Origin of the sequence: Sinomicrobium sp., assembly GCA_029266035.1 — a bacterium.
Lineage (GTDB): Bacteria > Bacteroidota > Bacteroidia > Flavobacteriales > Flavobacteriaceae > Sinomicrobium.
The window spans coordinates 1-24,154 of the sequence record JAJUFH010000017.1 but is presented as its reverse complement, the minus strand read 5'-3'; the positions used below and the strand labels follow the sequence as shown (position 1 = coordinate 24,154).

General features: G+C 40.4%; 19 protein-coding genes and 1 pseudogene. 12 read left to right on the top strand and 8 right to left on the bottom strand.

Annotation, left to right across the window (positions count from 1 at the left end; all coding sequences use genetic code 11):
• Positions 1-178: 178 nt before the first annotated feature.
• The 7 genes from ACYZZR_RS09075 to ACYZZR_RS09045 all read left to right on the top strand — a co-directional run bounded on the left by ACYZZR_RS09075 (position 179) and on the right by ACYZZR_RS09045 (position 10,849).
• Positions 179-775, top strand: coding sequence for an RNA polymerase sigma factor (locus tag ACYZZR_RS09075; RefSeq protein ID WP_461533689.1), 597 nt, complete (start codon positions 179-181; stop codon positions 773-775).
• Between the two features lie 185 nt (positions 776-960).
• Positions 961-2,142: a FecR family protein gene (locus ACYZZR_RS09070; protein ID WP_461533688.1), complete on the top strand. Its 1,182-nt coding sequence runs from the start codon at positions 961-963 to the stop codon at positions 2,140-2,142.
• A gap of 125 nt (positions 2,143-2,267) precedes the next feature.
• The gene (locus tag ACYZZR_RS09065; protein WP_461533687.1) at positions 2,268-5,810 is read left to right on the top strand and encodes a SusC/RagA family TonB-linked outer membrane protein; all 3,543 of its coding nucleotides are present in this window, start codon (positions 2,268-2,270) and stop codon (positions 5,808-5,810) included.
• A gap of 9 nt (positions 5,811-5,819) precedes the next feature.
• Positions 5,820-7,265, top strand: a complete 1,446-nt coding sequence (locus ACYZZR_RS09060; RefSeq protein ID WP_461533686.1) for a RagB/SusD family nutrient uptake outer membrane protein — start codon at positions 5,820-5,822, stop codon at positions 7,263-7,265.
• Positions 7,266-7,283: 18 nt separating this feature from the next.
• Positions 7,284-8,168, top strand: a complete 885-nt coding sequence (locus ACYZZR_RS09055) for a hypothetical protein (RefSeq protein WP_461533685.1) — start codon at positions 7,284-7,286, stop codon at positions 8,166-8,168.
• 3 nt (positions 8,169-8,171) lie between these two features.
• Positions 8,172-9,671 carry a TlpA family protein disulfide reductase gene (locus ACYZZR_RS09050; RefSeq protein WP_461533684.1) on the top strand — a complete coding sequence of 500 codons (1,500 nt, stop codon included), beginning with the start codon at positions 8,172-8,174 and terminating at the stop codon, positions 9,669-9,671.
• A gap of 101 nt (positions 9,672-9,772) precedes the next feature.
• Complete coding sequence (locus ACYZZR_RS09045; RefSeq protein ID WP_461533683.1) at positions 9,773-10,849, top strand: hypothetical protein; 1,077 nt, start codon at positions 9,773-9,775, stop codon at positions 10,847-10,849.
• A gap of 95 nt (positions 10,850-10,944) precedes the next feature.
• On the opposite strand, the gene ACYZZR_RS09040 is transcribed toward ACYZZR_RS09045, so the two are convergent.
• Both ACYZZR_RS09040 and ACYZZR_RS09035 read right to left on the bottom strand, forming a co-directional pair.
• On the bottom strand, positions 10,945-12,639 hold the full coding sequence (locus tag ACYZZR_RS09040; protein ID WP_461533682.1) for a ribonucleoside-diphosphate reductase subunit alpha: 1,695 nt from the start codon (positions 12,637-12,639) through the stop codon (positions 10,945-10,947).
• A 23-nt stretch (positions 12,640-12,662) separates the two neighbouring features.
• On the bottom strand, positions 12,663-13,637 hold the full coding sequence (locus tag ACYZZR_RS09035; RefSeq protein ID WP_461533681.1) for a ribonucleotide-diphosphate reductase subunit beta: 975 nt from the start codon (positions 13,635-13,637) through the stop codon (positions 12,663-12,665).
• 851 nt (positions 13,638-14,488) lie between these two features.
• On the opposite strand from ACYZZR_RS09035, the gene ACYZZR_RS09030 reads away from it, so the two are divergent.
• The 4 genes from ACYZZR_RS09030 (at position 14,489) to fsa (ending at position 17,675) form a co-directional block, all read left to right on the top strand.
• Entirely contained in the window at positions 14,489-15,589 is a 1,101-nt protein-coding gene (locus ACYZZR_RS09030) for an SMP-30/gluconolactonase/LRE family protein (RefSeq protein WP_461533680.1), read from the top strand.
• Between the two features lie 121 nt (positions 15,590-15,710).
• A complete protein-coding gene (locus tag ACYZZR_RS09025; RefSeq protein ID WP_461533679.1) occupies positions 15,711-16,037 on the top strand; it encodes a hypothetical protein in 327 nt (108 codons plus the stop codon).
• A 132-nt stretch (positions 16,038-16,169) separates the two neighbouring features.
• A complete protein-coding gene (locus ACYZZR_RS09020) occupies positions 16,170-16,973 on the top strand; it encodes an SDR family oxidoreductase (RefSeq protein WP_461533678.1) in 804 nt (267 codons plus the stop codon).
• Between the two features lie 45 nt (positions 16,974-17,018).
• Positions 17,019-17,675, top strand: a complete 657-nt coding sequence (gene fsa / locus ACYZZR_RS09015) for a fructose-6-phosphate aldolase (protein ID WP_461533677.1) — start codon at positions 17,019-17,021, stop codon at positions 17,673-17,675.
• A gap of 106 nt (positions 17,676-17,781) precedes the next feature.
• Here the strand turns inward: fsa and ACYZZR_RS09010 are convergent, their stop codons facing one another.
• Positions 17,782-19,194, bottom strand: a complete 1,413-nt coding sequence (locus tag ACYZZR_RS09010) for a TlpA family protein disulfide reductase (protein WP_461533676.1) — start codon at positions 19,192-19,194, stop codon at positions 17,782-17,784.
• Between the two features lie 247 nt (positions 19,195-19,441).
• Between ACYZZR_RS09010 and ACYZZR_RS09005 the strand changes: the two genes are divergently transcribed.
• On the top strand, positions 19,442-21,064 hold the full coding sequence (locus tag ACYZZR_RS09005; RefSeq protein ID WP_461533675.1) for an ABC-F family ATP-binding cassette domain-containing protein: 1,623 nt from the start codon (positions 19,442-19,444) through the stop codon (positions 21,062-21,064).
• Between the two features lie 101 nt (positions 21,065-21,165).
• Here ACYZZR_RS09005 and ACYZZR_RS09000 read toward each other — a convergent pair whose 3' ends face one another.
• The 5 genes and pseudogenes from ACYZZR_RS09000 to ACYZZR_RS08980 all read right to left on the bottom strand — a co-directional run.
• The gene (locus tag ACYZZR_RS09000; RefSeq protein WP_461533674.1) at positions 21,166-21,645 is read right to left on the bottom strand and encodes a hypothetical protein; all 480 of its coding nucleotides are present in this window, start codon (positions 21,643-21,645) and stop codon (positions 21,166-21,168) included.
• A gap of 11 nt (positions 21,646-21,656) precedes the next feature.
• Positions 21,657-22,484 carry an OmpA family protein gene (locus tag ACYZZR_RS08995; RefSeq protein WP_461533673.1) on the bottom strand — a complete coding sequence of 276 codons (828 nt, stop codon included), beginning with the start codon at positions 22,482-22,484 and terminating at the stop codon, positions 21,657-21,659.
• A 147-nt stretch (positions 22,485-22,631) separates the two neighbouring features.
• On the bottom strand, positions 22,632-23,123 hold the full coding sequence (locus ACYZZR_RS08990) for a hypothetical protein (RefSeq protein ID WP_461533672.1): 492 nt from the start codon (positions 23,121-23,123) through the stop codon (positions 22,632-22,634).
• Positions 23,124-23,151: 28 nt separating this feature from the next.
• Positions 23,152-24,000, bottom strand: a complete 849-nt coding sequence (locus ACYZZR_RS08985; protein ID WP_461533671.1) for a JAB-like toxin 1 domain-containing protein — start codon at positions 23,998-24,000, stop codon at positions 23,152-23,154.
• Between the two features lie 19 nt (positions 24,001-24,019).
• Positions 24,020-24,154, bottom strand: a pseudogene (locus ACYZZR_RS08980) (IS1595 family transposase); the annotation flags it as partial.

Genomic DNA, 24,154 nt, shown 5'->3' with positions numbered 1-24,154 from the left:
TTTTATCCGTTGCTACAAGTAAAGGTCGTGAAAAAATAAAAGTTATTTTTTTGTTAATTTTTAATGTTATTTTTCTCAGAAAGATAGTACTTTTGAAAAGTGACTGCAAATTGCGAACTTTAAGTATCTCGCATAGATGCCACAATGACGGGTAAACTTTTTTTGAAAGTAATTTCAATTGAAACCACAAGATCACCATATAGAAGACAGCTTGCTGGTAGGAAGTGTAAGGGCTCATGACGAGCGTGCATTCAGGAAGTTGTATCTAAAATACTACCACTTGGTGTACGGTTTTAGTATGTCGTTGGTAAAGTCGCCTACCATTGCTGATGAAATTGTTCAGGAAGTTTTTATGCAGGTTTGGTTGCACTGTGATACCTTGAATCCCAAATTGTCGTTCAAGTCGTATGTCTTGACTATTACCCGAAATAAATCCTTAGATTTTCTCAGAAAAGCCAGCAATAATGAACAACTTCGCAAAGAGATTTTTCACGCCACTACATATATACACAATCAGACCTCAGATTACATAGATGATGCCGATTACGAGATGTGGAAAAACAGAGCTATTGCCAGTCTTCCGCCCAAACGCAGGCGTATTTTTGAAATGTCCCGTCAGGATGGGATGAGCTATGACGACATCGCTCGAGAACTCGGGATTTCTACCAATACGGTAAAGGTTCAGATGAGCAAGGCACTTCAGAAAATTCGCAGTTTTTTAAAGGTGAATACAGATCTTACTTTTACTTTTATATTTCTGTTCTACTTCTTTTAAATTATAGAGTCCATCTTTTGGACTTCACTTCTTGTTATACCTTTTACTGTTTTTTTGTCTTGTAAGTGATTTATTTTCAATTGTTTAATTTATTTTAGGATAAAAAATAAAAAAAATAGGGATAAGAGTAATACTTATCCGTGTTTCAAACGTATTACTACAAAGCGCCCCGTAAATTTTGTTTCATGAATAGAAGAGATAAGTTGGAGAGTCTTCTCGAAAAGTATATGCGAGGAAATGCTGATGCAGAGGAAGTAGATCAGTTGATGCATATATTACAGGAGAAAGATAACGATGTCTTTCCAGACGCTGTGAGAATGGTGGAATTTATAGATGTGGAGCATCGATCGGCTGTAGATTCTGGAAAGAGAGATGAGATATTGCAAAAGATACTACAGGCAAAAAAAAAGCATAGGTCAATAGCGACAGTATCTCGTAGAAAGCGATTCCGTCTTTTGACAGGAGCGGCAGTTGTATTATTGTTGTCGTTAGGAACGTATACAGTGTATAAGAGTTTTACAGTAGCTGCTGAACAGGAGATTGACAATACACAAGCATTAGAAGGTGTGGTCATAAAGTTGGCTTCGGGAGAGACTCGAGTACTTACCGAGCAACAGGAGATTGTAAATGCAACAGGAGATGTGATAGGTGTTGTTGCTAATGAAGTACTGAAAGTCAACGCACTTAAAAACGCCGACTATGACGGACTCAATGAAATAAGAGTGCCTTACGGGCGTCGATTTAGTGTTACGTTACCCGATAGTACGGCTATTTTTTTGAATTCGGGTAGTGCATTGCAGTATGCCAGTAGTTTTGGAATAGATAGTCGTTCGGTGACTCTAATAGGGGAAGCGTATTTTGAAGTTGCAAAAGATAGCTCTAAACCCTTTACAGTCCGCACAGGTGATTTAAGTATAAAAGTGTTGGGTACGCATTTCAATGTTCACAATTACAAATCGGATAAAAGCGTGGAGACCGTTTTACTGGAAGGAAAAGTGGCTCTGTACGCAGATGAAGGGAAAGATTGGGAAAAGGAAGCCGTAGTGATGACCCCCGGTACCTTGGCGGTTTTTGACAAGCAAGAGCGCGACATAGAACTTCGCAACGAAACAAATGCCTTTTCGCATATAGCTTGGATACAAGGAGAAATGATTTTTGAAAAGCGCACTTTCTGTTTTATACTGCAAACTTTGGAACGAAGATTTGATGTAGAAATAGTGAATAACAACCAAAAATTAAGTGAAGCTCGATTTACTGCAAAATTCGACAAACATTCTTTACAGGAAATACTGGAATCTTTTCGACAGAGTTTTCCCTTTGAGTATACGATAAATAACCAACGCATAATTATTAACACACAAGAGTAAGAGATTTATGAAAACCTAACAGTACCAACCCAATTTACAAAAGAAAAATCGGAAAATGTTGGCGCATTTCCCGATTTGAAACAAGCGATTTATCAAATAAATCACCAACTAATCACAACAAAAATATGAAAAAACTCATCAATCTTATGGGGCGGGGTTCGCTAGCCCTAAAACTCGATTTAAAAATGAGGCTTACACTACTATTCTTGTTTATTTCACTATTCAGGATTCAAGCTAATTCATACTCGCAAAACACTAAAATTTCGCTGGATTTAAAGAATGCGGTCCTAGAAGAATTTTTCAATACTGTAGAGACAATGACTTCTTATAGGTTCTTGTATAATCTCAACGATATCGATCTTGCCAAGGAGGTCAATGTATCGGCGACAGAAGAGCCTTTGTACCGGGTGTTAGACCGTTTGTTTAAAGGAACAGGAATCTCTTATAAGCTGGTGAATAACCAGATAGTATTAAATACCTTTCTTCTAAAAGCATCGGTACAACAGCCGATATCGGGAGTGATACGAGATGAAAACGGAGTGCCGTTATTGGGGGTAACCGTACTCGTCAAGGGATCGAGTAGAGGGACGACTACCGATATGGACGGTCGATATCGCATAGATGCCAGTACCGACGACGTTTTGGTTTTTAGCTATGTGGGTTTTAAATCGGAAGAGGTCGCGCTTTCTGAGCAGTTATCTTTAGAAAATGTAAATGTTGTAATGAAAGCGTCGGCAGATGAACTCGAAGAGGTTATCGTTACTGGTTACAACAATATCGTTGAAAAGAGGATGACAGGATCGGTCAATAAAATCAAGGCCGCCGATGTGTATTCAAACGATCAGAACCGTATAGACAATATGCTGAAAGGACAGGTTCCAGGAGTGCAAATTACTTCTATGTCTGGTGAAGTAGGGGCAGTTCCCATGGTTAAAATTAGAGGGACATCCACTTTGACAGGAAACACCCAGCCCTTGTGGGTAGTAGATGGAGTGGTACTGGAAGATCCGGTTCCTCTAACTCCGGCCGAATTAAACACTCCCGATGTGGTCAATAGAATAGGAAATGCCCTGTCCGGGATAAATCCGCAGGATATAGAAACCATAACGGTACTCAAAGATGCTTCGGCAACTGCCATATACGGCGTTCGGGCAGCGGGAGGAGTGATTGTACTCACGACTAAAAGAGGACAAGCATCTAAGCCGATCGTAAATTTCAACATACGAACTTCTGTAGCTGAGAGGCCGCGTTACAACAGTTTTAACCTTATGAATTCTAAGGAAAGAATAGGGGTAGAACAGTATTATTTCGATTCCGGAATGCAGTATTATAATGCCGATGGAAATGTGAACTCGGTAGGACTTGCAGGGGCCTATGCGCGTTATAAAAGCAGAGAGTTGGCTACTTGGAGCGATTTTCAAGATGAGGTTCGCAAAGCTCAGACCTATAATACAGATTGGTTTGATATCCTTTTTCGGAATGCACTGAGTGTAAATGCTAATGTCAATGTATCGGGAGGAAGCGAGAAAACTACTTATTACGCTTCACTCGGGATGGTAGATGAAAATGGTACAGATATTATGACCGATAACAAAAGGTTTAACGGATCTATTAAACTCAACACTCAACTCACAGATGCCATTAATGTAGAATTTTACCTCTCTACCTACCGGAATAAACGAAGCTCTTATCCGCTTAGTATGGTGCCGTCGGGTATATCTAATTTTGTAAAACCTACTCCCAGACCCTTCGACTATGCCATTAATACCAGTAGGACCTTCCCTTTGAAAAATCCGGATGGGAGTTATTATATGTACCGCGGGCACAGTGATTTTTACTTGTTTAATATTATGAACGAGTACGACAACTCCAATCAGACCTCTACTACAGACGGGGTGAGTTCGCATATTGCTTTAGATATAGATGTCACCGACAAATTGAAAGTATTTGGTCTGGCCAATTACACCAGGAGTGCCGCCTTAGACGAAACGTATTACAAGGAAAACACCAATCACGTGGCTGGAATAAGAAGATCTAATTACGGCGATCCGGCTCCTGAAAACAGTAACTTGCCCAATGGAGGTATCATATTTTCCAACTCAAACTTTCAGAATTACATTATATTGAGAGGAGCCTTAGACTATACCCCTTTATCCAACGACACCCATTATGTCAACTTCTACGGAGGGGGAGAGTACCGTGCAAATAATTACCGAGGCGATAACACCATTGGCTACGGTTATCTACACGATCGTGGCAAGGTGATTTCAACCCATGAAAACATAGGCGAAGAACTGTCGGGAGCACCTTATCTCACCATCAGAGATTTTTCTACAAAATCGGCCTCCTATTTTGGCGTGGCAACCTATTCGTTTAGGGATAAATACGTGGCCAATTTCAATATCAGATACGACGGTTCTAATTTGTTTGGTTCTAACCCCAAATACCGCTGGTCTCCTGCATGGTCGGTATCCGGACGGTGGAATATCATGGAGGAAAACTTTATGAAAGACGGAATATTTGACAATCTTTCTTTACGAGGTTCGTACGGACTGCAGGGGTCTACCAATACACAGAGTACTCCGCAGATTGTGGCATCTTTCCTGAACCCGGCGTCTTGGTCGGGGCTCAATTTGTTGACTATCGGTTCTCCGGCAAACCCAAACCTGACCTGGGAAAAGACCTACAACGCCAATATAGGACTCGATTTTATGGTCTTTGACGGAAGGATACAAGGAGCTGTAGATGTATATACGAGAAAGGGAAAAGATTTAATTACCAATACGAGGATATCTGAAATTAACGGCTTCTCTATGTTGCCTATTAATTTTGCAGATGTGAGCAATAGGGGAGTAGAGTTTGGGATTACCACTTATAATTTCCGTGCTCCCCATCCTGAGTTTAATTGGAGTACCACCATCAATTTCTCCTACAACAAAAACGAGGTGACAAGAGTAAATATCGATCCTGTCGTTGCTCGTATGCTGTCTCCTTTTCCTTATAAGCCTGATGCAGCTATAGTTGGAAAACCGCTAAATGCTTTGTATTCTGTGGCTTTTGATCATTTGGATGAAAACGGAAATGCACATTTTAAACTCGCTGATGGCACGGTTACTGAGGCTGTTAGAGATCTGGATTTTCAGGTAGAAGACTTGGTCTATAACGGATCTATAGAAGCGCCGTATCAGGGAGGGATAAGCAATATGTTTGAATACAAGAACTTTCAGCTTACCGCTCTGTTTACTTATGGTTTTGGAAATTACTTTAGAAAACAGAATGGAGTGGAGTCTTGGATGTATGCGCCAGACCAAAACCTCGACAAAGAACTTTTAAATGCCTGGGGATTACCGGGTGCTGACAGCAATGCTAATATTCCACACCTCAGGAATGAAACGGGGGCAGATAACCATAAGTATTATTGGGGATTGAGCGATATGAGGGTCATCAAAGGAGACTATTTAAGACTTAGCAATGTAAGCCTGAAATACAATTTCCCGAAGCGATGGCTGGAAACTTTGCAATTTTCAAATGCCTTTATTCAGCTTGAAGGGAATAATCTGCTGTTGTTTGCCGACAAGGAGCTGAACGGATTTGACCCCGAAACCTACCCCTATCAGTCTCTGCCGCTACCGAGATCGTATTCGTTGAGCATTAACGTAACCTTTTAAGAGAAACTCATGAAAATATCAAATAAAATATTGGTGTTACTTCCTGTATTGATCGCTTTCTTTTCATGCGATAAAGCTTTGGAGGAAGATCCCCAAAACAAGTTAAAACCCGAAACAGTTCAGGATTACGACGAACTCCTGAATTACGGTTATCCCACGACCAGAGATTACGGTACTGAAGTCCCTCTGGATTATTATGTGGAAATGATGACCGACGATCAGGATTTGAGATATTTCAATCAGAATGCCATCGAATATCCGATTCATCCTTATTCGTTTGAAATCACCCACGAGCATCCTTCTATGATGCGTTCTTACGATCAGGCTTGGAAAAACTTTTACGAGGCCATATACTACGCCAATGTTGTCGTAGAAAACATTGACGCCGCTGAAGGAGGTGAAGCCGCCAAAAATTACTTAAAGGGAGAAGCAATGGTATTGCGTGCTTTTGCCTATTTTAAGTTGGTAAACTTATACGCAAAACCCTACGATGCCGGTACGGCAGCTTCCGACCCGGGGGTTCCTTTAAAACTCGACCCTGCAGTGCAGGCTTCTTCTTATACGAGAAATAGCGTACAGGAAGTATACGATCAGATCGATATTGACCTCACAGAAGGGATACGACTGATGGAAGAAAACGATCAACGGGTACAGTCTAAGTACAAATTAACTCCTATAGCAGCAAATCTCCTTGCATCGAGGGTTGCACTGTATAAAAAGGACTACGAGAAAACCATTGAATACGCTACTAAGGTGGTCGATGGAAACTCTCTGATTTTTGACATTTCCGGAACCACGATAGATGAAGCCCAAACAATTTGGGGGTACGGGCAGGGTACCCATTACCTGAATCCGGAAAACAATAATGTACTCTTTGTTTACGGCTCTAATGAATACTATTCTTATGTGTACTATCCGGGAGCATTAGGTGTGTCGGACGACCTAATTGACACCTTCGAGCCCGGCGATTTACGACTGTATTATTTTACTTGGATAAAGGGACCACAGGGGAGAGTGTATTTTAAGAACAGACCCTTTCCCAATAGAACTGGAGAGCCGGTAAGAGGATTTCGGGTAGAGGAGGCTTATTTGAATCGAGCCGAGGCCTATGCTGAGTCGGGAATGCTTCAGGAGGGCTTAGACGATATAAACTACATAAGGAGTTTTAAGTTTGATGCACAATTTGATCCGGGGAATGGCGATTACTACAAGTACACACTTTCCGATTATTCCGGACAGGAAGAAGTGGTTGATGTAGTTCGCGAAGAGCGTCGCAGAGAACTCTTCGGAGAGTTTCACCGCTGGTACGATCTCCGCAGATACGGTATGCCAGAAATCAGACATCAGTACAACGAAGAGACTTATATACTGCTGGAAAAGGACCCTCGCTATATTTTGCAGATTCCGCAGGTAGAATTAGATTTTAACCCTCTGATGGAAAAGAACCCTCGCTAATTATTTAATACGAATATTATGAGAAATAAGAGTTTTCAATATATGTTTTCGGTCGTTGTGTTATTGCTCTTCCTACTCGCTTGTTCTGAAGAAGACAAGCTTGTGCCAGACTATAACGCGCCACAGGAGTTGCCGAGCAATTTGGTAGCGGGCACTCCATTAAGCGACCGTATTCTCAAACTGTACGACGATTACGGAATTATAGTCTATACGGATACCATAGGTAACCGAAATTATAATGATTTGGTCTCAGAAGACGGTTTGCAACTGGGCGATAGAATACCGGCCGACACTGCCGCTGCTCTAGTGTATATAGATATGATAGAAGATGAGTTTGTAAAACTGATCCCGGAAGATAAGAAAAAGTATATCTTTAGGAATTTCTATTTGTATCAGAATGAGCTTTCCAGCGGTACCTCGCCAAGTGCTAAATACGACTATCTGTCTTATCTGTGGTATAATTCCAATTCTGATCTCACCGTGGGTGGAATTGTAGACGATAGTTTGGATTCACTATTGCTAAAACAGAGCTTTTACTACGGCTTGTCTTCTGTTTTACGATCTATTCCCATATACACCGATGCCTTTTACTACAAGTTTACAGAGGCTGTAGAAGACGCGGGGGCGTATTACTGGCAGGTAACAGACTTAGAAACAGCTTATTCTTTAGGGTTTTTGACGGATAATCAGGATCTTATAAAGTCAAATCAGCAGGATTTTGATCTTTTTGCCGCTTGGGCGTCTACGGTGCCACCTCTAGAGAGAGATGAATTGCTAAACACACATTGGTTGTTAAAAGAAAAGTACGACTTGGTGGTTTCTATGTTCCGACAAGAAGGAATTCCGCTTGAGGCAATTAATGAGGCATGGCAGGAAAGTGAGTATAATCCACTAAATAATTAAGCGATGAATTTTCTAAAAAGAACAATCAAAATAACGGTGGTATTGTCGACTATCTGGATAGTTGGATGCCAGCGGGAAGTGAAGGAGACAGAAAAAAAAGATACGATTATCGTCGCCGGACAGATAGAGCACTTTAAGGATACTACCGGGGTGTTTTCCTATTACAATTACGAATTTCTGAAAAACCTACAGACCGAAAGCGTGGATTTTTCGGCGAATGGCAAATTCAGAATGGAACTAAAGGCGGAAAGTCCAATTAAAGGCTGGTTTTCGTTTGGAAAAGTTCCCACTACTGAAGAGTTTAAGTACATTACCATAGAAGGTAAAGACACCACCATGAGAACGGGTACAGTCGATTTTAGAATGGTACATCTTTATTTGCTGCCAGGAGATAGTCTTTACATAGAGGCAGATGCAGAACAATTGAAAGAGAGCCTGTCTTTTACAGGAGCAAATGCCGACAATACTATTTTTGTAAATGCCGAAGAAAGAAGTTTTAACGATTACAAACACAAGTTTTTAAAAAACTGGTACGATGTAGCGAATAGAAAACCAGACGATTACAAGAGGGTAGCCGACTCTCTGTATCAGGAGAAGTTAGCCTTTTTAGACGATTTTTCTTCGAAACACCAATTGAGCCCTGAGCTCATACAGTTTTACAAGACCAACTACTACGGCGAGATGGTCGCTTCTAAAGTGAATTACCCCGGAATACACGCGAGTTATAATGATTTGGAAGCGACCCCTTTGCCCGATGACTACTACGATTTTCTGGATACCGCAAAATTGGAGGGAGATATAGGTGATAATGGCATAGGGTATTATTACAGTTTGAGCGCTTATCTAAAAGCGAAATACGAAGTCTACTGCAAGCGCAATACTACCGGTGAGCTACTGGACTTTTACAATTGGGTAGGGCAGGAGTTACCCGAAAAAAACTATTATCAGTTTATGGCATACGCTCTGTCAAGAGATTTTACCAAAGTGCTGTATGACAAGTTTGGAGCCGACTGTCCTTATCCTGAAATGGCCGCTGTGGTAAGAGATAAGTACAGAGAAATGGAAGGTATGCTAGAGGGAAATCCGGCACCGGAAGTTGTTTTTGAGGACACAGAGGGAACGACAATAGCATTGAGCGAGCTCAAAGGGAAATACACCTATATAGATCTTTGGGCTACCTGGTGTGGCCCCTGTAAAAAAGAGATTCCGAGTTTAAAAAAGGTGGCGAAGGCTTATGAAGGCAAGAATATTCAGTTTGTAAGTATTTCTATCGACAAGGAAGAAGACCGCGGTAAATGGCAGGATTTTGTAAGAGATAACGATCTGAACGGTATTCAGCTTATCGCAGACAAAAATGCCCACGACAAATTGGCAAAGGCCTTTAATATTAAAATGATACCTCGTTTTATACTGTTGGATCCGGAAGGAAAAATTGTAGATGCCACTGCTCCATATCCCTCCGATGAGAAACTTCTCGATTTGTTTGATCAGCTCGACATTTAGATTGTTTGCTGTTTTCCGGCCTTTCAAATTGTGGAATCGAAGGGCCAAAAAAACAGTCGAGCGAAGATCATCTTAACAAATTAAAAAACAACTGAGACACAATGAAATATATACTTCTCGGTGTATGTCTGATATCTAACGTTTTGTCGGGACAACAAAAGATATATAATGACACCTATTTTTCCGAATTTTTTGCGGGGGAGGAGAATGAAAAAAAATTGTTATTGCTCGGAGAAAATCACTCCTCTTCGGTGGCACCAACTGTATATCCGGAGCTGGTAAAAATGCTTTACGAGAAGAATCAAGTAGATAAATTGCTTGTCGAATTTGGACCGGCAGAAGCCTATTTTTACAATCTCTATCTCGAAACGGGAAACAAAAAACACCTCGCCTATACCATCTATGGCGGTTATTACACCGATTGGCAGGAGGCATGGGAAGAGATATATCAATTCAACAAAACCTTAAAAGTGCCCTTGGAGGTGATAGGAGTTGATTTTGATCGAACGAGAACATTTGCTTATGCCTTGTACAATATTTTAAAAACGCAGGAGCACAGACCTACTCAGATAGACTCTTTGATGAATGTGATTGCACAGCCCCAATTTTACAAAGCATACGGAGTTGGTTATCCTACAGAGAAGGGAAAAAAGTTTGTGAGAGAGGCAAAAGAGATTCTCGCACAGCACCAGAATTTTATAAAAGATTCTCTCCCGAAAAAGGACAGTGAAGTAATTTTGGAATTGATGAACAATCACGCTGTCGGATTTGGAGGGAGTCGCGAAGAGGATATAGGAAAGAATGTGATAAATTACGTAAAGACCTCAGACGAGAAAAACTTTTTGCTCCTGGTGGGTAGAGACCACACCTATCTCGAACCTTTGTTTGACAAAGAAATGCCAAGATTGGCTAACATCTTGAAACGAGAAAAATCACTTTCCATACTTACGGGGCTTGTCCTTCACGAAGAATCTCAGCAGTGGGACGAAAATTTTAAAACCCCTATTACCTTATACGAGCTCAGAGACAAGCATCCTTGGAAGGAATTTTATGAACCCATTGACAAAAGAGCAAAAGGAGATTTTACCATAGTTCCCCTAACAGGAACTTTAAAGTCCCTATCCAAATACGTAGATTACATTCTTATCGCTAAAAATCAAGGACCTATTCAGTTTTAACAGGCTTGATTTGGGCTGTTTGTCACAAAAACAAAAAAATCCGGAGTCTCAGCAGAGTGCTCCGGATTTTTGGATTTTAATGATAAGTATTGAGCTTACGACTCGCAGCTACTGCAATTCACTAAGTTGTTTACCATTTCTTTTGAAACGCTTTGGCTTCTTTGGTAGTAGAGGGTTTTTACCCCGAGTTTCCAAGCCTCTATCAGCAGTTTGTTAACTTCTTTAATCGGAACTGCCGAGGGGATATTGATGTTCAGACTCTGCGACTGGTCTACGTATTTCTGGCGAATGGAGGCCTGTTGTATGATTTCCAGTTGACTGATCTCTTTAAAGGTCTTGAACACGGCTTTTTCCTCTTCGGTGAGCGCATCTAATTTTTGTACGCTACCACTGTCGAGCATGATATTTCTCCAGGTGTCTTCGTTGTCTATACCTTTTTCTTGCAGCAATTGTTTCAGGTATTTGTTCTTCCTGATAAAATTACCTTTAGAAAGACCTGCCTTGTAATAGTTACTACTAAAAGGCTCGATTCCCGGAGAGGTTTGTCCTAAAATGGCCGAAGATGAGGTCGTGGGCGCAATGGCCATGGTAGTGGTGTTTCTGCGTCCGTATCCTTTTAGTACTTCGGGTTCTCCGTATATTCTGGCTAATTCTTCTGTAGCTTTGTCGGCTTTAGCTCTGATATCTTTAAAGATCTCGGTGGTTTTCATTTTGGCTTCCATACCTTCAAAAGGAATCATATTTTTTTGCAGATATGAATGCCATCCCAATACGCCCAAACCAAGAGCTCTGTGTCGTTTGGCAAAGCGATTGGCGGAGGCCAGATAGTAATTGCCTTCTGTTTTTTCGATAAATTCCTGTAGTACGGCATCGAGGAAAAAGATGGCTAGTTTTACGGCTTCGGTATTTTTCCACTCGTCGTAAAGCTCGAGATTCATAGACGATAGGCAGCAGATAAACGATTCGTCCTCCGAAGAAGGGAGCATAATCTCTGAGCAGAGGTTACTGGCATTGACCCGCATATCCAGATCTTTATACACCTGTGGTTTGTTGCGGTTTACATTGTCGCTGAAAAAGATATAAGGCAGTCCTTTTTCCTGTCTGCTCTCCAGTACTTTGGCCCATATCTTTCTCTTGTCGATATCGCCGTCTATCATTTCCTGCATCCAGTAGTCTGATACACACACGCCGAAAAAGAGGTTTTGAATAGGGTTACCTATATCTTTTATTTTGAGAAATTCTTCTACGTCCGGATGATCGATATCGAGGTAGGTAGCAAAGGCTCCACGACGCACACCTCCTTGCGATATGGTATCCATAGCGGTGTCGAACAGCTTCATAAAGCTCACGGCACCACTACTTTTTCCATTGTCGGTTACGGCACTACCCCGGGCTCTCAGCGAACCGAAGTAACCGGAAGTTCCTCCACCGATTTTAGTTTGCATAATTACTTCGCCGAGCTTGTGTGTAATTCCTTCTATATTATCGGGGATATGTACGTTAAAGCAAGATATGGGCAATCCTCGCTCTGTACCCATATTTGCCCATATAGGCGAGCTGAGGCTCATCCAGCCACGTTCAATCATTTCCTGGAACGATTCTTTCAGTTCCGGTTTGTACAGTCGCTTTGCTGCAGCTGTGGTAATACGATCTATGGCGCCTTCTACAGTTTCTCCTTTAAGTAGGTATCCCCGGTTTAGAATCTGTTCACTTTCGTCGTTTTTCCACCAAAGTTTTTCTGTTAGCGTCACATCGTTTTCATCGGTTAGCGGTAGCTCTTTTGTAATCATGCTTAACTCGGGTTTAATATTTTTTAAAATAAATCGTCTGCTGTAATACTCTTGTCGTGTTTGGTGTAATCTACCGGCCTTTTTGCAAAGAAATCGTCTAAGCTATTGGCAAAAACTTCTTCTTCAAACCAGCGAAGCGGGGCATACTCTTCGGAGGTGATATTGTAAATGCGACCGAGGCCAATTTTGTCGAGACTGTCGTCGATACGGTATTTCATAAAGTTGAGCAAATCGCGTTTTTTGATGGTTTCCAACTCGCCCTCCTCAAAAATCCAATCCAGTATTTTGCCTTCTATTTCCAGTGAATTTTTTACAGTACTTTTTACATGCTCTACAGTTTCATCATCGAAGAAGTCGGGGTATTCCTCTCTGATTTTATTTACTAGGTAAATCCCTGCATTAGCGTGGATTTGCTCGTCTACAGAAGTCCACGCAATAATATTGCTCACATTTTTCATATACCCTTTAAATCGGGTAAACGACAGTATGATGGCAAATTGACTAAAGAGCGATACGTTTTCAATGAGAATGGAAAACAGTATCAGAGAAACTACATATTTCTTATTGTCTTCAGAATTGGCATTTTTCAGTGCAGAAGACAAGTATTCCACCCTATCACTGATTACGGGAACAGTGAGAAGATCTTTAAACTCGTTGTTGTAGCCCAATACTTCCAGTAATCTAGAATAGGCCTCTGAATGGCGAAACTCACATTCCGCAAAGGTACTCCCTAGACCATTGAACTCGGGTTTTGGAAAGTGGTGATAGATATTTCCCCAGAAAGACTTCACAGCAACTTCAATCTGCGCAATAGCTAACAAACTGTTTTTAATTGCTTTGCGCTCTGCCGGATTGAGGTAGGAGTGGAAGTCTTGAGTGTCGGCAGTAAAATCTACCTCACTGTGTACCCAAAATGATTTGTTTATAGCTTCTGTAAATTGTAAAACATCGGGGTACTCAAACGGTTTGTAATTTACTCTTCTGTCAAAAATTCCCATAATTCAAGTATTTTAAAATTTCTTCCTTTTCGGTAATAAGTTTGAAATCAATTTCCTGGAAAAACAAATAAGAAGACATTTGCCCTTACTTTCGTGAAAACTAAATTAAGCCAAGAAATCACAAGTTTTGCAAGGGGAGTAAAAAAGATTTAAAGAGGTTATCAACAGTTGTTTAATGTGTTGATAGTTAGTTTTTTACAATCTAGTGCCTTTTTCTTAAAAATCCCGCAACACCGCTTGTTTACAGGGAATAGATATTGTTGTCACCCTTTTTGGGGAAGTGAAGAAAATTGAAAGTTTTGAAAGATCGAACAATCATTTTTTTGATTATAGATGAAAAAAACTTATCCTTAGTACTTCACCCAAAACTAGACCTGGAGATAAAGGTAAAATTTTTTAATCAGACACTATAGGAAAGTAAGTGTCGATTAAATTGTTAAGGTAAAACTACAGCTGGGGAGGATAAAGTAATAGTTTGTTGTAAACGATGCCACTTTTAGGTGGGACTTGGTGTTTTTTAGGATTATTCATCAGTACACAAAATGTTTATTAAATATTGTATTTATAATATTATCAATATTTTATGTTTATTTATATAAACTTTTTATTTAACTATATTTTTATCAGTCAGATTGTTGAATACAATTGGATTATGTGCTTTGGATGCCTTCGTACTACGGATTTTTATGAAAAACTTTTAGAGAATTTCGAAGATCGGCTTTTAAATTTGGCAGCTATAAAGGCGTGTTTTTTTATGGGAATAAAAGGTGAGTTAAAATAGAAAAAGTACAAAATGGAACTTTTTGGCAATCGATAAAAAGCAGTATCTTTAAGGGTGTAAAAAATACGCTATGAAAAAATTATTGTTTACTGTAACTGTAATTTCAGCCGGAATGTTATCTCCTGTATCTAGTCAGACAAAATATCACAGTGAGGCTCTTGAAGAAGTAGCTGTACTCGGAGAGAGTATGGCGATTGGACTAAGTGTAACTTCAGGTAATCGGGTATTTATAGCTTTCCCTAATTACGACGGAGACGATCGCTATGCTTTGACCGAGGTTAAATCGGGTGAGTTGTATCCTTACCCGGATGAGGAGTGGAATGTAAAAAAAGACGACAGTGGTCATTTTCTCAGAGTACAGGATTTGTTTGTCGACAAAGAGGACCAGTTATGGGTGCTGGATTCCCAACCCGCTTCCAAAGGCTCTATTTTTGGGGATTCTGGGGCAGAGAAGGAAGGTAGGTTTAAGTTGGTGAAAATAAACACAGCTACTAATAGTGTAGAAAGGGTTTATCTGTTTGATGACTTGGACAAAACAGTTTCCGGACTCAACGATGTAAGAGTAGACACTCAAAGACAACTGGCCTATCTGTCCGATCCCGGACAGGCAGCTATTGTAGTACTTGATCTGAATACCGGTAAGAGTAGGACAGTGCTGAAAAACACTCCATTTACACTTGCAGATGATATGGTGATAACCTATGGAGATCGCCGTATGGAGGACAAGAACGGCAAACCGTTTTCATCAAATGTAAACGGTATTGCTCTTGCTCCCGACTGTAGCTTGTTTTATTTTAAGCCTATAAATAAGAATGAACTCTTCAGCGTTGAAACATCCTTTCTCGCAGATGCAACACTGTCTGATGAAGCCCTTGGCAAAAAAGTTAAAAAAGTGGGGGAGGCGGGTATTACTCATGGACTAATAGCCGATGCAAAAGGCAATATATACCTCACTGCTTCTACAGATTACAGTATTTCGTTTATCAGTCCAGATGGAGAGAAACACACTTTGGTACAAGATTCTAGGATATTGTGGCCCGATTCGCTCGGTATAGGTAGCGACGGCTATCTGTATTTTACCTGTGCCCAATTGCAACGCCTGCCACAGTGGAATAAAGGTGTCGATCGCACCGAGTATCCGTACAAGGTGTACAGAGTAAAATTGCCTTGAAGAGAGCTGCGATAGACTGTATAAATAATACCTGATTTCAGTGATATCTTTGATGAGAAATACAATATAAATTGCCGTCTGATTTTTTATAGTATTAATGTGTAACCTAATTGTATAAATTATGAATTCAAAAGCACAATCTATTTTGAGTTATCTCGGCATCTTATGGCTGGTAGCTTACTTTGCGGGTAAGGATCAGCGCGACGATCTTAGTCGCTATCATTTGAAACAGGGGTTAGGACTTATTGTAACGAGTATACTGTTTAATATTGCGGTAGTTGTTGTGAGTTCCATCTCGTCTGCACTCGGCGGTATTGTGAGTATGGTTGGAATTGTATTTTTGGTGTTTCTCATTATAGGGATTATCAATGCGGCAAACGAGGTCAAAAAGCCGTTGCCGATAATAGGTAAGATATTTGAAGATAAATTCTCGTTTATCGACAACTAACTGTAAAGTCCTTGTGGTAAAAGTTGTAGGAAGCTTGTCTCGTATTTGTGCTTAGTATTAGTTTGTAGATTTGAGCTTTATTTACGGCAAAAAAAGTATCTTCGTTCCCGAAAGGAATAAAACGAGGACACAATGTCTAAAGTAGTATTAATTACCGGAGGCTCTTCAGGAATAGGGAAGTGCGTAGGCGAGTACCTCAGTGCGAAAGGGTTTAAGGTGTATGGCACCAGTAGGAACCCTGAGAGGGTAAAGGTGTCGGTATTTCCGCTGTTGAAAATGGATGTGAGAAATCCGGATTCGGTATCAGAAGCGGTAGAGCACCTTTTGGAGATAGCCTCGAGGGTAGATGTACTGATCAACAATGCGGGAGTAGGGATTACCGGACCGCTTGAGGAGATTCCCGACGAGGAGGTGCGCCAAAATTTTGAAACCAATTTTTTTGGACCCCTCCGTGTAATCAGAGCGGTATTGCCCACTATGAGGGCACAGCGAACTGGTCTTATTGTCAATGTAACCTCTATTGCGGGATATATGGGCTTGCCTTACAGAGGGGTGTATTCATCTTCTAAGGGAGCGCTAGAATTGCTCACCGAGGCTCTGCGTATGGAGATCAGGGATTTTGGTGTGCAGGCGGTAAATGTGGCGCCGGGAGATTTTGCTACCAATATCGCAGCGGGTAGATATCACGCTCCGGTACAGCAAGGATCGCCCTATGAGGAAAAATACGGCAAAACTCTGAGACTGATGGATGAACACGTAGATGAAGGAGGAGACCCGGAGCAAATGGCTAGGGTAATACACCGTATAATCACGTCAAAGTCGCCTCGTATTCACTATAAGGTAGGAGCTTTTATGCAGAAATTTTCCATAGTGCTAAAGCGTATTCTTCCAGATAGAGTGTACGAAAAGCTATTGCTAAATCATTATAAACTGTAGCTCTGCATATGCGGAGATAAACAACTTAACTCTGAATTTATTCGCATGAAATTTTTTATCGACACTGCCAATTTGCAGCAAATTGAAGAAGCACAGGCCTTAGGAGTACTCGATGGGGTAACCACCAATCCGTCACTTATGGCTAAAGAGGGAATTACAGGGAGAGACAACATCTTGAAACACTATGTAGATATCTGCAATATTGTAGAAGGAGATGTGTCTGCCGAAGTGATTTCCACCGATTTTGAAGGGATGATAAAGGAAGGAGAAGAGCTTGCCGACCTGCACGAACAGATTGTGGTAAAGGTCCCTATGATTAAAGATGGGATAAAGGCTATTAAGTATTTTTCCGACAAGGGGATACGCACCAATTGTACTTTGGTGTTTTCTCCGGGACAGGCTCTGCTTGCCGCTAAGGCAGGAGCTTCCTATGTGTCACCGTTTATAGGCCGCTTAGATGATATTTCTACCGACGGACTAAATTTAATTGCAGAGATTAGACAGATATACGACAACTACGGCTTTGCCACAGAAATCCTCGCAGCCTCCGTTAGACATACCATGCACGTGATAGATTGTGCCAAAATAGGGGCCGATGTCATGACAGGATCACTGTCTTCTATTACAGGTTTGCTGAAACACCCACTTACCGATATCGGCTTGGAGAAATTCCTTCAAGATTACAAAAAGGGGAATGTATAACTGCCGAAATGCAGTTCAGATTAATCCGGGTTGTCAAACCGCGTAATAACGGTCTGGCAACCCGATTTTTATAGGGTGTAATCTTCGACGAGGCAGTGTAGTAATACTAAAGAGATTTGAGAATGCGATACAGCTCTCGACTGTTGATATGTGTAAAGGCGTTTACAATGTGATTGTGTCGGTCTACTACAATCACTTTGTTCAGACTGTTTATGGTGAGTTCTCTGCTCATGGCTTCCTGGTTTAGCGACAGGTATTGAGGTTGCTCTCTCAAACCTTGAGATAGTATAGTCTGCATCCACTCATCGTAGTTTTCATTGAGACAGATGCCTACAAAATTGACCGTGGGATATTCTTGTTCCAGGCTTATGACGCGATCGTTTATGTATTTTGAGTGGCCTTTTTGATAAAAAGTCCAAAAATAAATCACAGTGTTTTGGTGTTGATACACCTGCGATAAGTCCGTTTGTTGCGATTCGGTGTCGATGAGTTTTAAGCTAGGCAATGTCGCTCCCTTACTCAGGTTGCGGATATTGTTGTATAGAGATTCTATCTCATTCTTGTACTTATTGCTCTTGTCGAGTGCTCTAAATTTCTCGAGAAAGAGCAGGTTGTCGGCTTCGTTCTGATCTTCGAGATAATAGGCATAAGCCGTATTTCGGAATAGATAGTCTTTTAGAGTTTCTTCTTTTACCTTGCTGTCTACAAGCTCTAATCGGTGTATAAAATAATGTACCGATTTACCGGCATTTTTAATGCCTTTTTGACACTCTTTAACACATTTTGCATAGGCCATACTGTTAAAATGGGTTATCATAAAGTCGAAATAAGGCTTGTAGAAACTCAGATCCTTGTCGTTGTAGTTCACGTCTTTTCTGAAATCAAAAAAGTCGTCAGGGAGATCCAACAGGTCTTCCCGCGCAATATTAGTGAGTCTTTTGTGCATATAGGGATAGAATTCCCTGGACTTGTAATTAGGATAATCGACGGAGGCCTTAGCTACATTCCTCGCCGCATCCGACAGGCGATGATTTACGATGAGGTACTCGTATTGCTCTAGCTTCATAGCTCTTAGAGAGTCTATTTTTTTGGAAAATGCTTCGGGATTTAAAGAGTAGTAATTGTAAATGAGACGCTGTTCTTCTTCGTCTCGGATAAACATCTCTATGAGAAAATTATTTTTCTCCGAACCTCTGCCAGAAAAGACCAAGGATTCGTCAAAATTAAGGGTATTTACTCGAGCCATAACACTGTCTCCCCCTTGAATATAAACGTATTGATGTTCTGGAAAGTGCCTGAATTTAAACAGATCACCCTCCTTGTCATCCAATCCTAATTTAAATAAAAAGCGGTTTTGGCTATCGAGTATTGCTGTATCCACCGGTTCGTCGTCCTTGTAAAGAATTACAATACTATCTCTGGGATTTATAATCTCACCTCCAAAATAGGCGGTTTTTTGTATCGAATCGTTACAGCTTACAAAAGGTATCGCCAAAAATGCTATCAGCAGTTTCCTCATACCATTACATTATTCGTATAGCGATGAACACCATAGCTAATACCTTCACAAATCTAACAAACCTGATAAAGCCAGGGTGTTAATAGTCAGTTAAAACTGCATTTCAAGGGAGCTTAGCTGTGTTAGTCGTTTAGGTTTTGTTACTTTTGCAGGAATTAAAAATCAAATATAGATTACAGCTTCCAAGAATGCAAGCCGTGAAGTGTTGTAAAGTGGTTGTATTAACTTTTTTAACTGAGAATAGTATATGCTGACAGTATCCAATCTTTCTGTTCAATTCGGCAAAAGAGTGTTGTTTGACGAGGTAAATGTAACTTTTACTCAAGGTAATTGTTACGGAGTGATAGGAGCCAACGGGGCAGGGAAGTCTACTTTTCTAAAAATTCTTTCCGGTAAACTAGAGCCTACTTCTGGACAGATTCATCTGGAGCCGGGAAAGCGAATGTCGGTGTTGGAACAAGATCACTACGCATACGACGAACACACCGTACTCGAAACAGTGATCATGGGAAATAAACCCCTTTTTGCTATCAAGAAGGAAATGGACGATATCTATGCTAAGGAAGACTTTAGTGATGCAGATGGTGATCGAGTAGGGGAATTGCAGGTGCAGTTTGAGGAGATGAACGGCTGGAGCGCCGACAGTGATGCCGCTGCATTGTTGTCCAATCTGGGGATTTCGGAAGAGTTTCACTACACAGCGATGTCGGATATGGACGGTAAGCTCAAGGTGCGTGTGCTATTGGCACAGGCGCTGTTTGGCAATCCAGATGTATTGATTATGGACGAGCCTACCAACGACCTCGATTTTGAAACCATAGGGTGGTTGGAAAACTTCCTCGCCAATTACGATAATACGGTGATTGTAGTGTCTCACGACCGTCATTTTCTCGATGCGGTTTGTACACATATTTCTGATATTGATTTCGGTAAAATCAGTCATTATTCAGGTAACTATACCTTCTGGTATGAAAGTAGTCAGCTGGCAGCTAGACAACGGGCTCAACAGAATAAGAAGGCAGAGGAAAAGGCTAAAGAATTACAAGAATTTATTCAGCGATTTAGTGCTAACGTAGCCAAATCTAAACAGGCCACTTCCAGAAAAAAAATGCTGGAAAAACTCAAGGTCGACGATATCAAGCCTTCTAGCAGAAGGTATCCGGCTATTATTTTTGAACAGGAGAGAGAAGCGGGAGATCAAATTTTAAACGCAGAAGGACTCTCCGCTTCGTTAGATGGAGAGCTGTTGTTTAAAAATGTAGATATAAACCTCAATAAGGGTGATAAAATAGCGGTGATATCTCGCGATTCAAGGGCGACTACCGCGTTTTATGAGATAGTGAGCGGCAAGCAAACCCCGGGTTCAGGAAAGTTCCAGTGGGGGGTAACTACTTCACAATCGTATCTTCCGGTAGATAATTCTGAGTATTTTGACAATGACCTCACCTTGGTCGACTGGCTTCGACAATGGGCTAAGACAGAGGAGGAAAGAGAAGAAGTATACGTGCGTGGATTTCTCGGTAAAATGCTGTTTAGCGGAGAAGAGGCCTTGAAAACTGGACGCGTGCTTTCTGGAGGTGAAAAAGTGCGGTGTATGCTGAGCCGTATGATGATGCTCAGGGCTAATGTGTTGTTGTTGGACGAGCCTACCAACCACCTCGATCTGGAAAGTATTACGGCTTTTAACAACTCGCTAAAGAACTTTAAGGGTACGGTATTGTTTACTACTCACGACCACGAATTTGCACAAACCGTAGCCAATAGGGTTATAGAATTGACGCCCAATGGGGTGATCGATAGATATCTTACTTTTGACGATTATATGGACGATCCTGCCATCAAAGAGCAGCGAGATAAAATGTATCGCTAGAACAAACAATTTTATAAACCCACAAACCTCTTTTGTTTTTAAAAAGGGGTTTGTGGTTTTTTATTTTGAAGGTCGCGGGAATAGGATTAAAATAGAGCTTACTATTTCTTTTTTAGAGTAATGGCTTGACTTTTCCAGTTGTCGCGCTTAATTCGTCCGGGGAAAAATTGCAAAAGTTCGGTAACCTGCTCTATGTCGTCATCGTTAAACCTGCCTATTTGTTCGTAGGTATAAATTCCTATGGCGTTTAATTTTTCTTCTATAAATGGTCCGATACCGCTTATCTTTTTAAGATCGTCTTTCTGATTTTCATCGGCATAGCCCAGCCTTTCAAAATCTAAGTGGTTATTTGTAGTATTTCCATTGTTTTGAGTACCGCTTCTGCCAGCTCTGGTAGTTTCGGATTGGTTGAGTAGGCTGTCTTCCAGCAACTGTTTTTCCGTAAGGCATTGGTCGAGTGCTTTGCCGTATTTTTTCTTGCTGTTTCTCTTGGCGAAAAAATATCCGATGAGGTAACAGCCAAAGCAGAGAATAAACAATATCAAATATTCCGTAAAGCCTATAGGTGCTATATGTTCCATGAGTTTTTGGTTTAGTCTACTTTGATTTCTATTCTTCGGTTCTTTTCCCTTCCTTCGGGTGTGGCATTGCTTTCTATAGGCTCGTGCGGTCCCTTTGACAATGCCTCGATTTTTTCTTGAGGAACACCTTCTTCAACAAGGTAATTCATAACGTTCTTTGCCCGTTGCATTCCCACCCATTCATTGGTTTTGGCCGAACCAATATTGTCGGTATGCCCGGTAATTAGTACTTTTTTTTCTGGGTATTTATTCAGGTAGTTTTTAAGTTCCTCGGCATATCCTACCAGCGTATTATCTGGAACGAACTCTTTTGAACCAAAATGGGAGTAGAGTATCTTGTTGGCAATTCCTTCTTCTATAATCACTTTTCGTTCGTTTGGAATATCCCTGTATTCTAATGTCATTCCTCCATAAAAATAACCTCGGCTGTCGTATTGATAGTAATCTTCGGCGGAGGCAATAGCGATGCGATCGGGGTTTATGCCGTAAGTTACCAAGTGTTTTCTCAAATTAGCGGCGCGCTTAAGTCCTGTAGAATCCCCTTCTTCAGGCCGGTGATAGCCGGTGATGAGTACCTCTTGCGACTGTTCTTTATTCAGGAAATCAAAAATACTTTTTTCCAGTTTTTCTCCGCCACTTGCGAGGCTTACCGAATCGCTTTCCTTACGAATGACAAAGCCGTTAAATGTCTCGGTATCGTAGTTTTTTGCTGGTGATTCGCTCACGACAGTTTCTGCCGCCGGCGGGTTGCACAGTTGCTTTACGTGACACAGATAATAACGCGATCCCAAATAGAACCATCCCAAAAAGACGATAAAAGCAATGATGAAATTTTTCATTTATACAAAAATCAAGAGGCATTAATTAGATTTTGTCCTATGTCAGTTGGCTTCGACTATTTTTGTTAAATACCCGTTTCCCTCAACTTGCTAAGCGAATTATGAGTTTTCTTATGCAGAATACCATTCGAAATAGTTGGTAGACGATTATTCTCTTTTTAATCCGGATTCATGAACCAAAGTTATATTATTTTCGTTTATCTCATAAGTCCACACTGGAGGATCGTAGCCAGAATATTCAGGACTTACACTGTTGATTTTTAAACAAATTTCTCTTAGTGTAGTATTTAGTTTTTCGCTATCTACAATTTTGATAGCCGGTTTTATATCTTCTAAAGATACGTTGTTTTCTCCCTCAAAAGAAATAAAAACTGGCTCCTGACCATAATAGAAAACACCTTCAAAATTTGAACATTCAAATATTGGATTCAGCGTTATATCAAAATTGACTTTGTCTGCATTTTTATAAAAGGAAAAACAAAGAAAAGAATCATCTTTTAGGTCGTTTTTCTCTAGTAGGCTAATAAAATTATCTAACTCAGAACTGACCATTTCATTCAAGACAGCGGTTTCCTGTTTTTTATCTGTACAGGAAGAAAGTATTGCTAGTAATATTGAAAGATAAATAAAAGACTTCATTCGACTATAGTTTGCTTATAATTAAGTGTTATCTGGCACCAAATCCCTTTATCAAATTTAGACTTTTGAGTTTTACTGTCGTTATATTATGTTTTTTTATAAAGCCATTACGGTCATCGGCATATTCTGTAAGAGAGTGTTCCCCGTTGTGGTACATATAATATTTTTGATATCCAAAAATTTCAATAGAATTTTTACGTGCCCCCCTATCTCCTAATCGACCTTGTGTAAATCCATATCCAGAAGGGAATTCATCCCAAGCGTCATTATTATCAAAAGGATGACTGTGAATTCTGTATAGAGGAGAGAACCCTTCCACAACATCCAATAAATCAGTATCTATTTGAACACTTCCCATATTGTAGTTTGTGTAAATATAGAAGATTCTTGTATCTGAGCTATCTGTAAAAGCCTGTATAGCTTGTTCAACATCACTATTGTCTGCAAGAAATTTAAATAACTCTAGTGCTGCCCCTTCATCTTCTACGGTCAAAAGCATGAGGTCTTTAGTTTTTTCTTTTCTATCTAATTTAAGTTTTAATCGTCTTTTGTTGGATACAAAAGTACATTTGGTCATTTTTTTCAGCATTTTTTGATTGACTAGAATAGATTTTCCTGTTTTTTCTGAAATTAATTTGTGTACAACTTCACCGTTTTCATTGTAATAAGTCCTTTTGTCGATAAGGTGAATTTTACCCATGGAGTCTACTCGATATGTGTCAGAAGGATTTATTAAATTGTCATTCCCGACTAATGATTCTGAAGTATTTTGAGTAGTGGAGCTTATTGTGAAGCTTATAGTTACATCACTTCCAATATCTGACAGTTGCTCCGCCCAATCTATGGCATCTTTTACAGACGATACATCGATGTTCATAGTAATAAAATTTGTTGAGTTATGTATTTAAGTTCTGTGTAATTTGATATTGATATATGGGTTGATGTTTTACCATCCTTTCAATAGCTTTATGAAAAATGGTCTGTTTGGATTGTGAACGATTTAACCTAAAAGCAAACTCGTTGAGGTACCT

Excerpts from the sequence above, each read along its gene's own strand:
- ACYZZR_RS09025 (WP_461533679.1), top strand. The coding sequence starts at position 15,711 with ATGAATTCAAAAGCACAATCTATTTTGAGTTATCTCGGCATCTTATGG.
- ACYZZR_RS09000 (WP_461533674.1), bottom strand. The coding sequence starts at position 21,645 with ATGGAACATATAGCACCTATAGGCTTTACGGAATATTTGATATTGTTT.
- ACYZZR_RS09040 (WP_461533682.1), bottom strand. The coding sequence starts at position 12,639 with ATGATTACAAAAGAGCTACCGCTAACCGATGAAAACGATGTGACGCTA.
- ACYZZR_RS09035 (WP_461533681.1), bottom strand. The coding sequence starts at position 13,637 with ATGGGAATTTTTGACAGAAGAGTAAATTACAAACCGTTTGAGTACCCC.
- ACYZZR_RS08985 (WP_461533671.1), bottom strand. The coding sequence starts at position 24,000 with ATGAACATCGATGTATCGTCTGTAAAAGATGCCATAGATTGGGCGGAG.
- ACYZZR_RS09020 (WP_461533678.1), top strand. The coding sequence starts at position 16,170 with ATGTCTAAAGTAGTATTAATTACCGGAGGCTCTTCAGGAATAGGGAAG.
- ACYZZR_RS09055 (WP_461533685.1), top strand. The coding sequence starts at position 7,284 with ATGAGAAATAAGAGTTTTCAATATATGTTTTCGGTCGTTGTGTTATTG.
- ACYZZR_RS09070 (WP_461533688.1), top strand. The coding sequence starts at position 961 with ATGAATAGAAGAGATAAGTTGGAGAGTCTTCTCGAAAAGTATATGCGA.
- ACYZZR_RS09010 (WP_461533676.1), bottom strand. The coding sequence starts at position 19,194 with ATGAGGAAACTGCTGATAGCATTTTTGGCGATACCTTTTGTAAGCTGT.
- fsa (WP_461533677.1), top strand. The coding sequence starts at position 17,019 with ATGAAATTTTTTATCGACACTGCCAATTTGCAGCAAATTGAAGAAGCA.
- ACYZZR_RS08995 (WP_461533673.1), bottom strand. The coding sequence starts at position 22,484 with ATGAAAAATTTCATCATTGCTTTTATCGTCTTTTTGGGATGGTTCTAT.
- ACYZZR_RS09045 (WP_461533683.1), top strand. The coding sequence starts at position 9,773 with ATGAAATATATACTTCTCGGTGTATGTCTGATATCTAACGTTTTGTCG.
- ACYZZR_RS09030 (WP_461533680.1), top strand. The coding sequence starts at position 14,489 with ATGAAAAAATTATTGTTTACTGTAACTGTAATTTCAGCCGGAATGTTA.
- ACYZZR_RS09050 (WP_461533684.1), top strand. The coding sequence starts at position 8,172 with ATGAATTTTCTAAAAAGAACAATCAAAATAACGGTGGTATTGTCGACT.
- ACYZZR_RS09005 (WP_461533675.1), top strand. The coding sequence starts at position 19,442 with ATGCTGACAGTATCCAATCTTTCTGTTCAATTCGGCAAAAGAGTGTTG.
- ACYZZR_RS08990 (WP_461533672.1), bottom strand. The coding sequence starts at position 23,123 with ATGAAGTCTTTTATTTATCTTTCAATATTACTAGCAATACTTTCTTCC.
- ACYZZR_RS09065 (WP_461533687.1), top strand. The coding sequence starts at position 2,268 with ATGAAAAAACTCATCAATCTTATGGGGCGGGGTTCGCTAGCCCTAAAA.
- ACYZZR_RS09060 (WP_461533686.1), top strand. The coding sequence starts at position 5,820 with ATGAAAATATCAAATAAAATATTGGTGTTACTTCCTGTATTGATCGCT.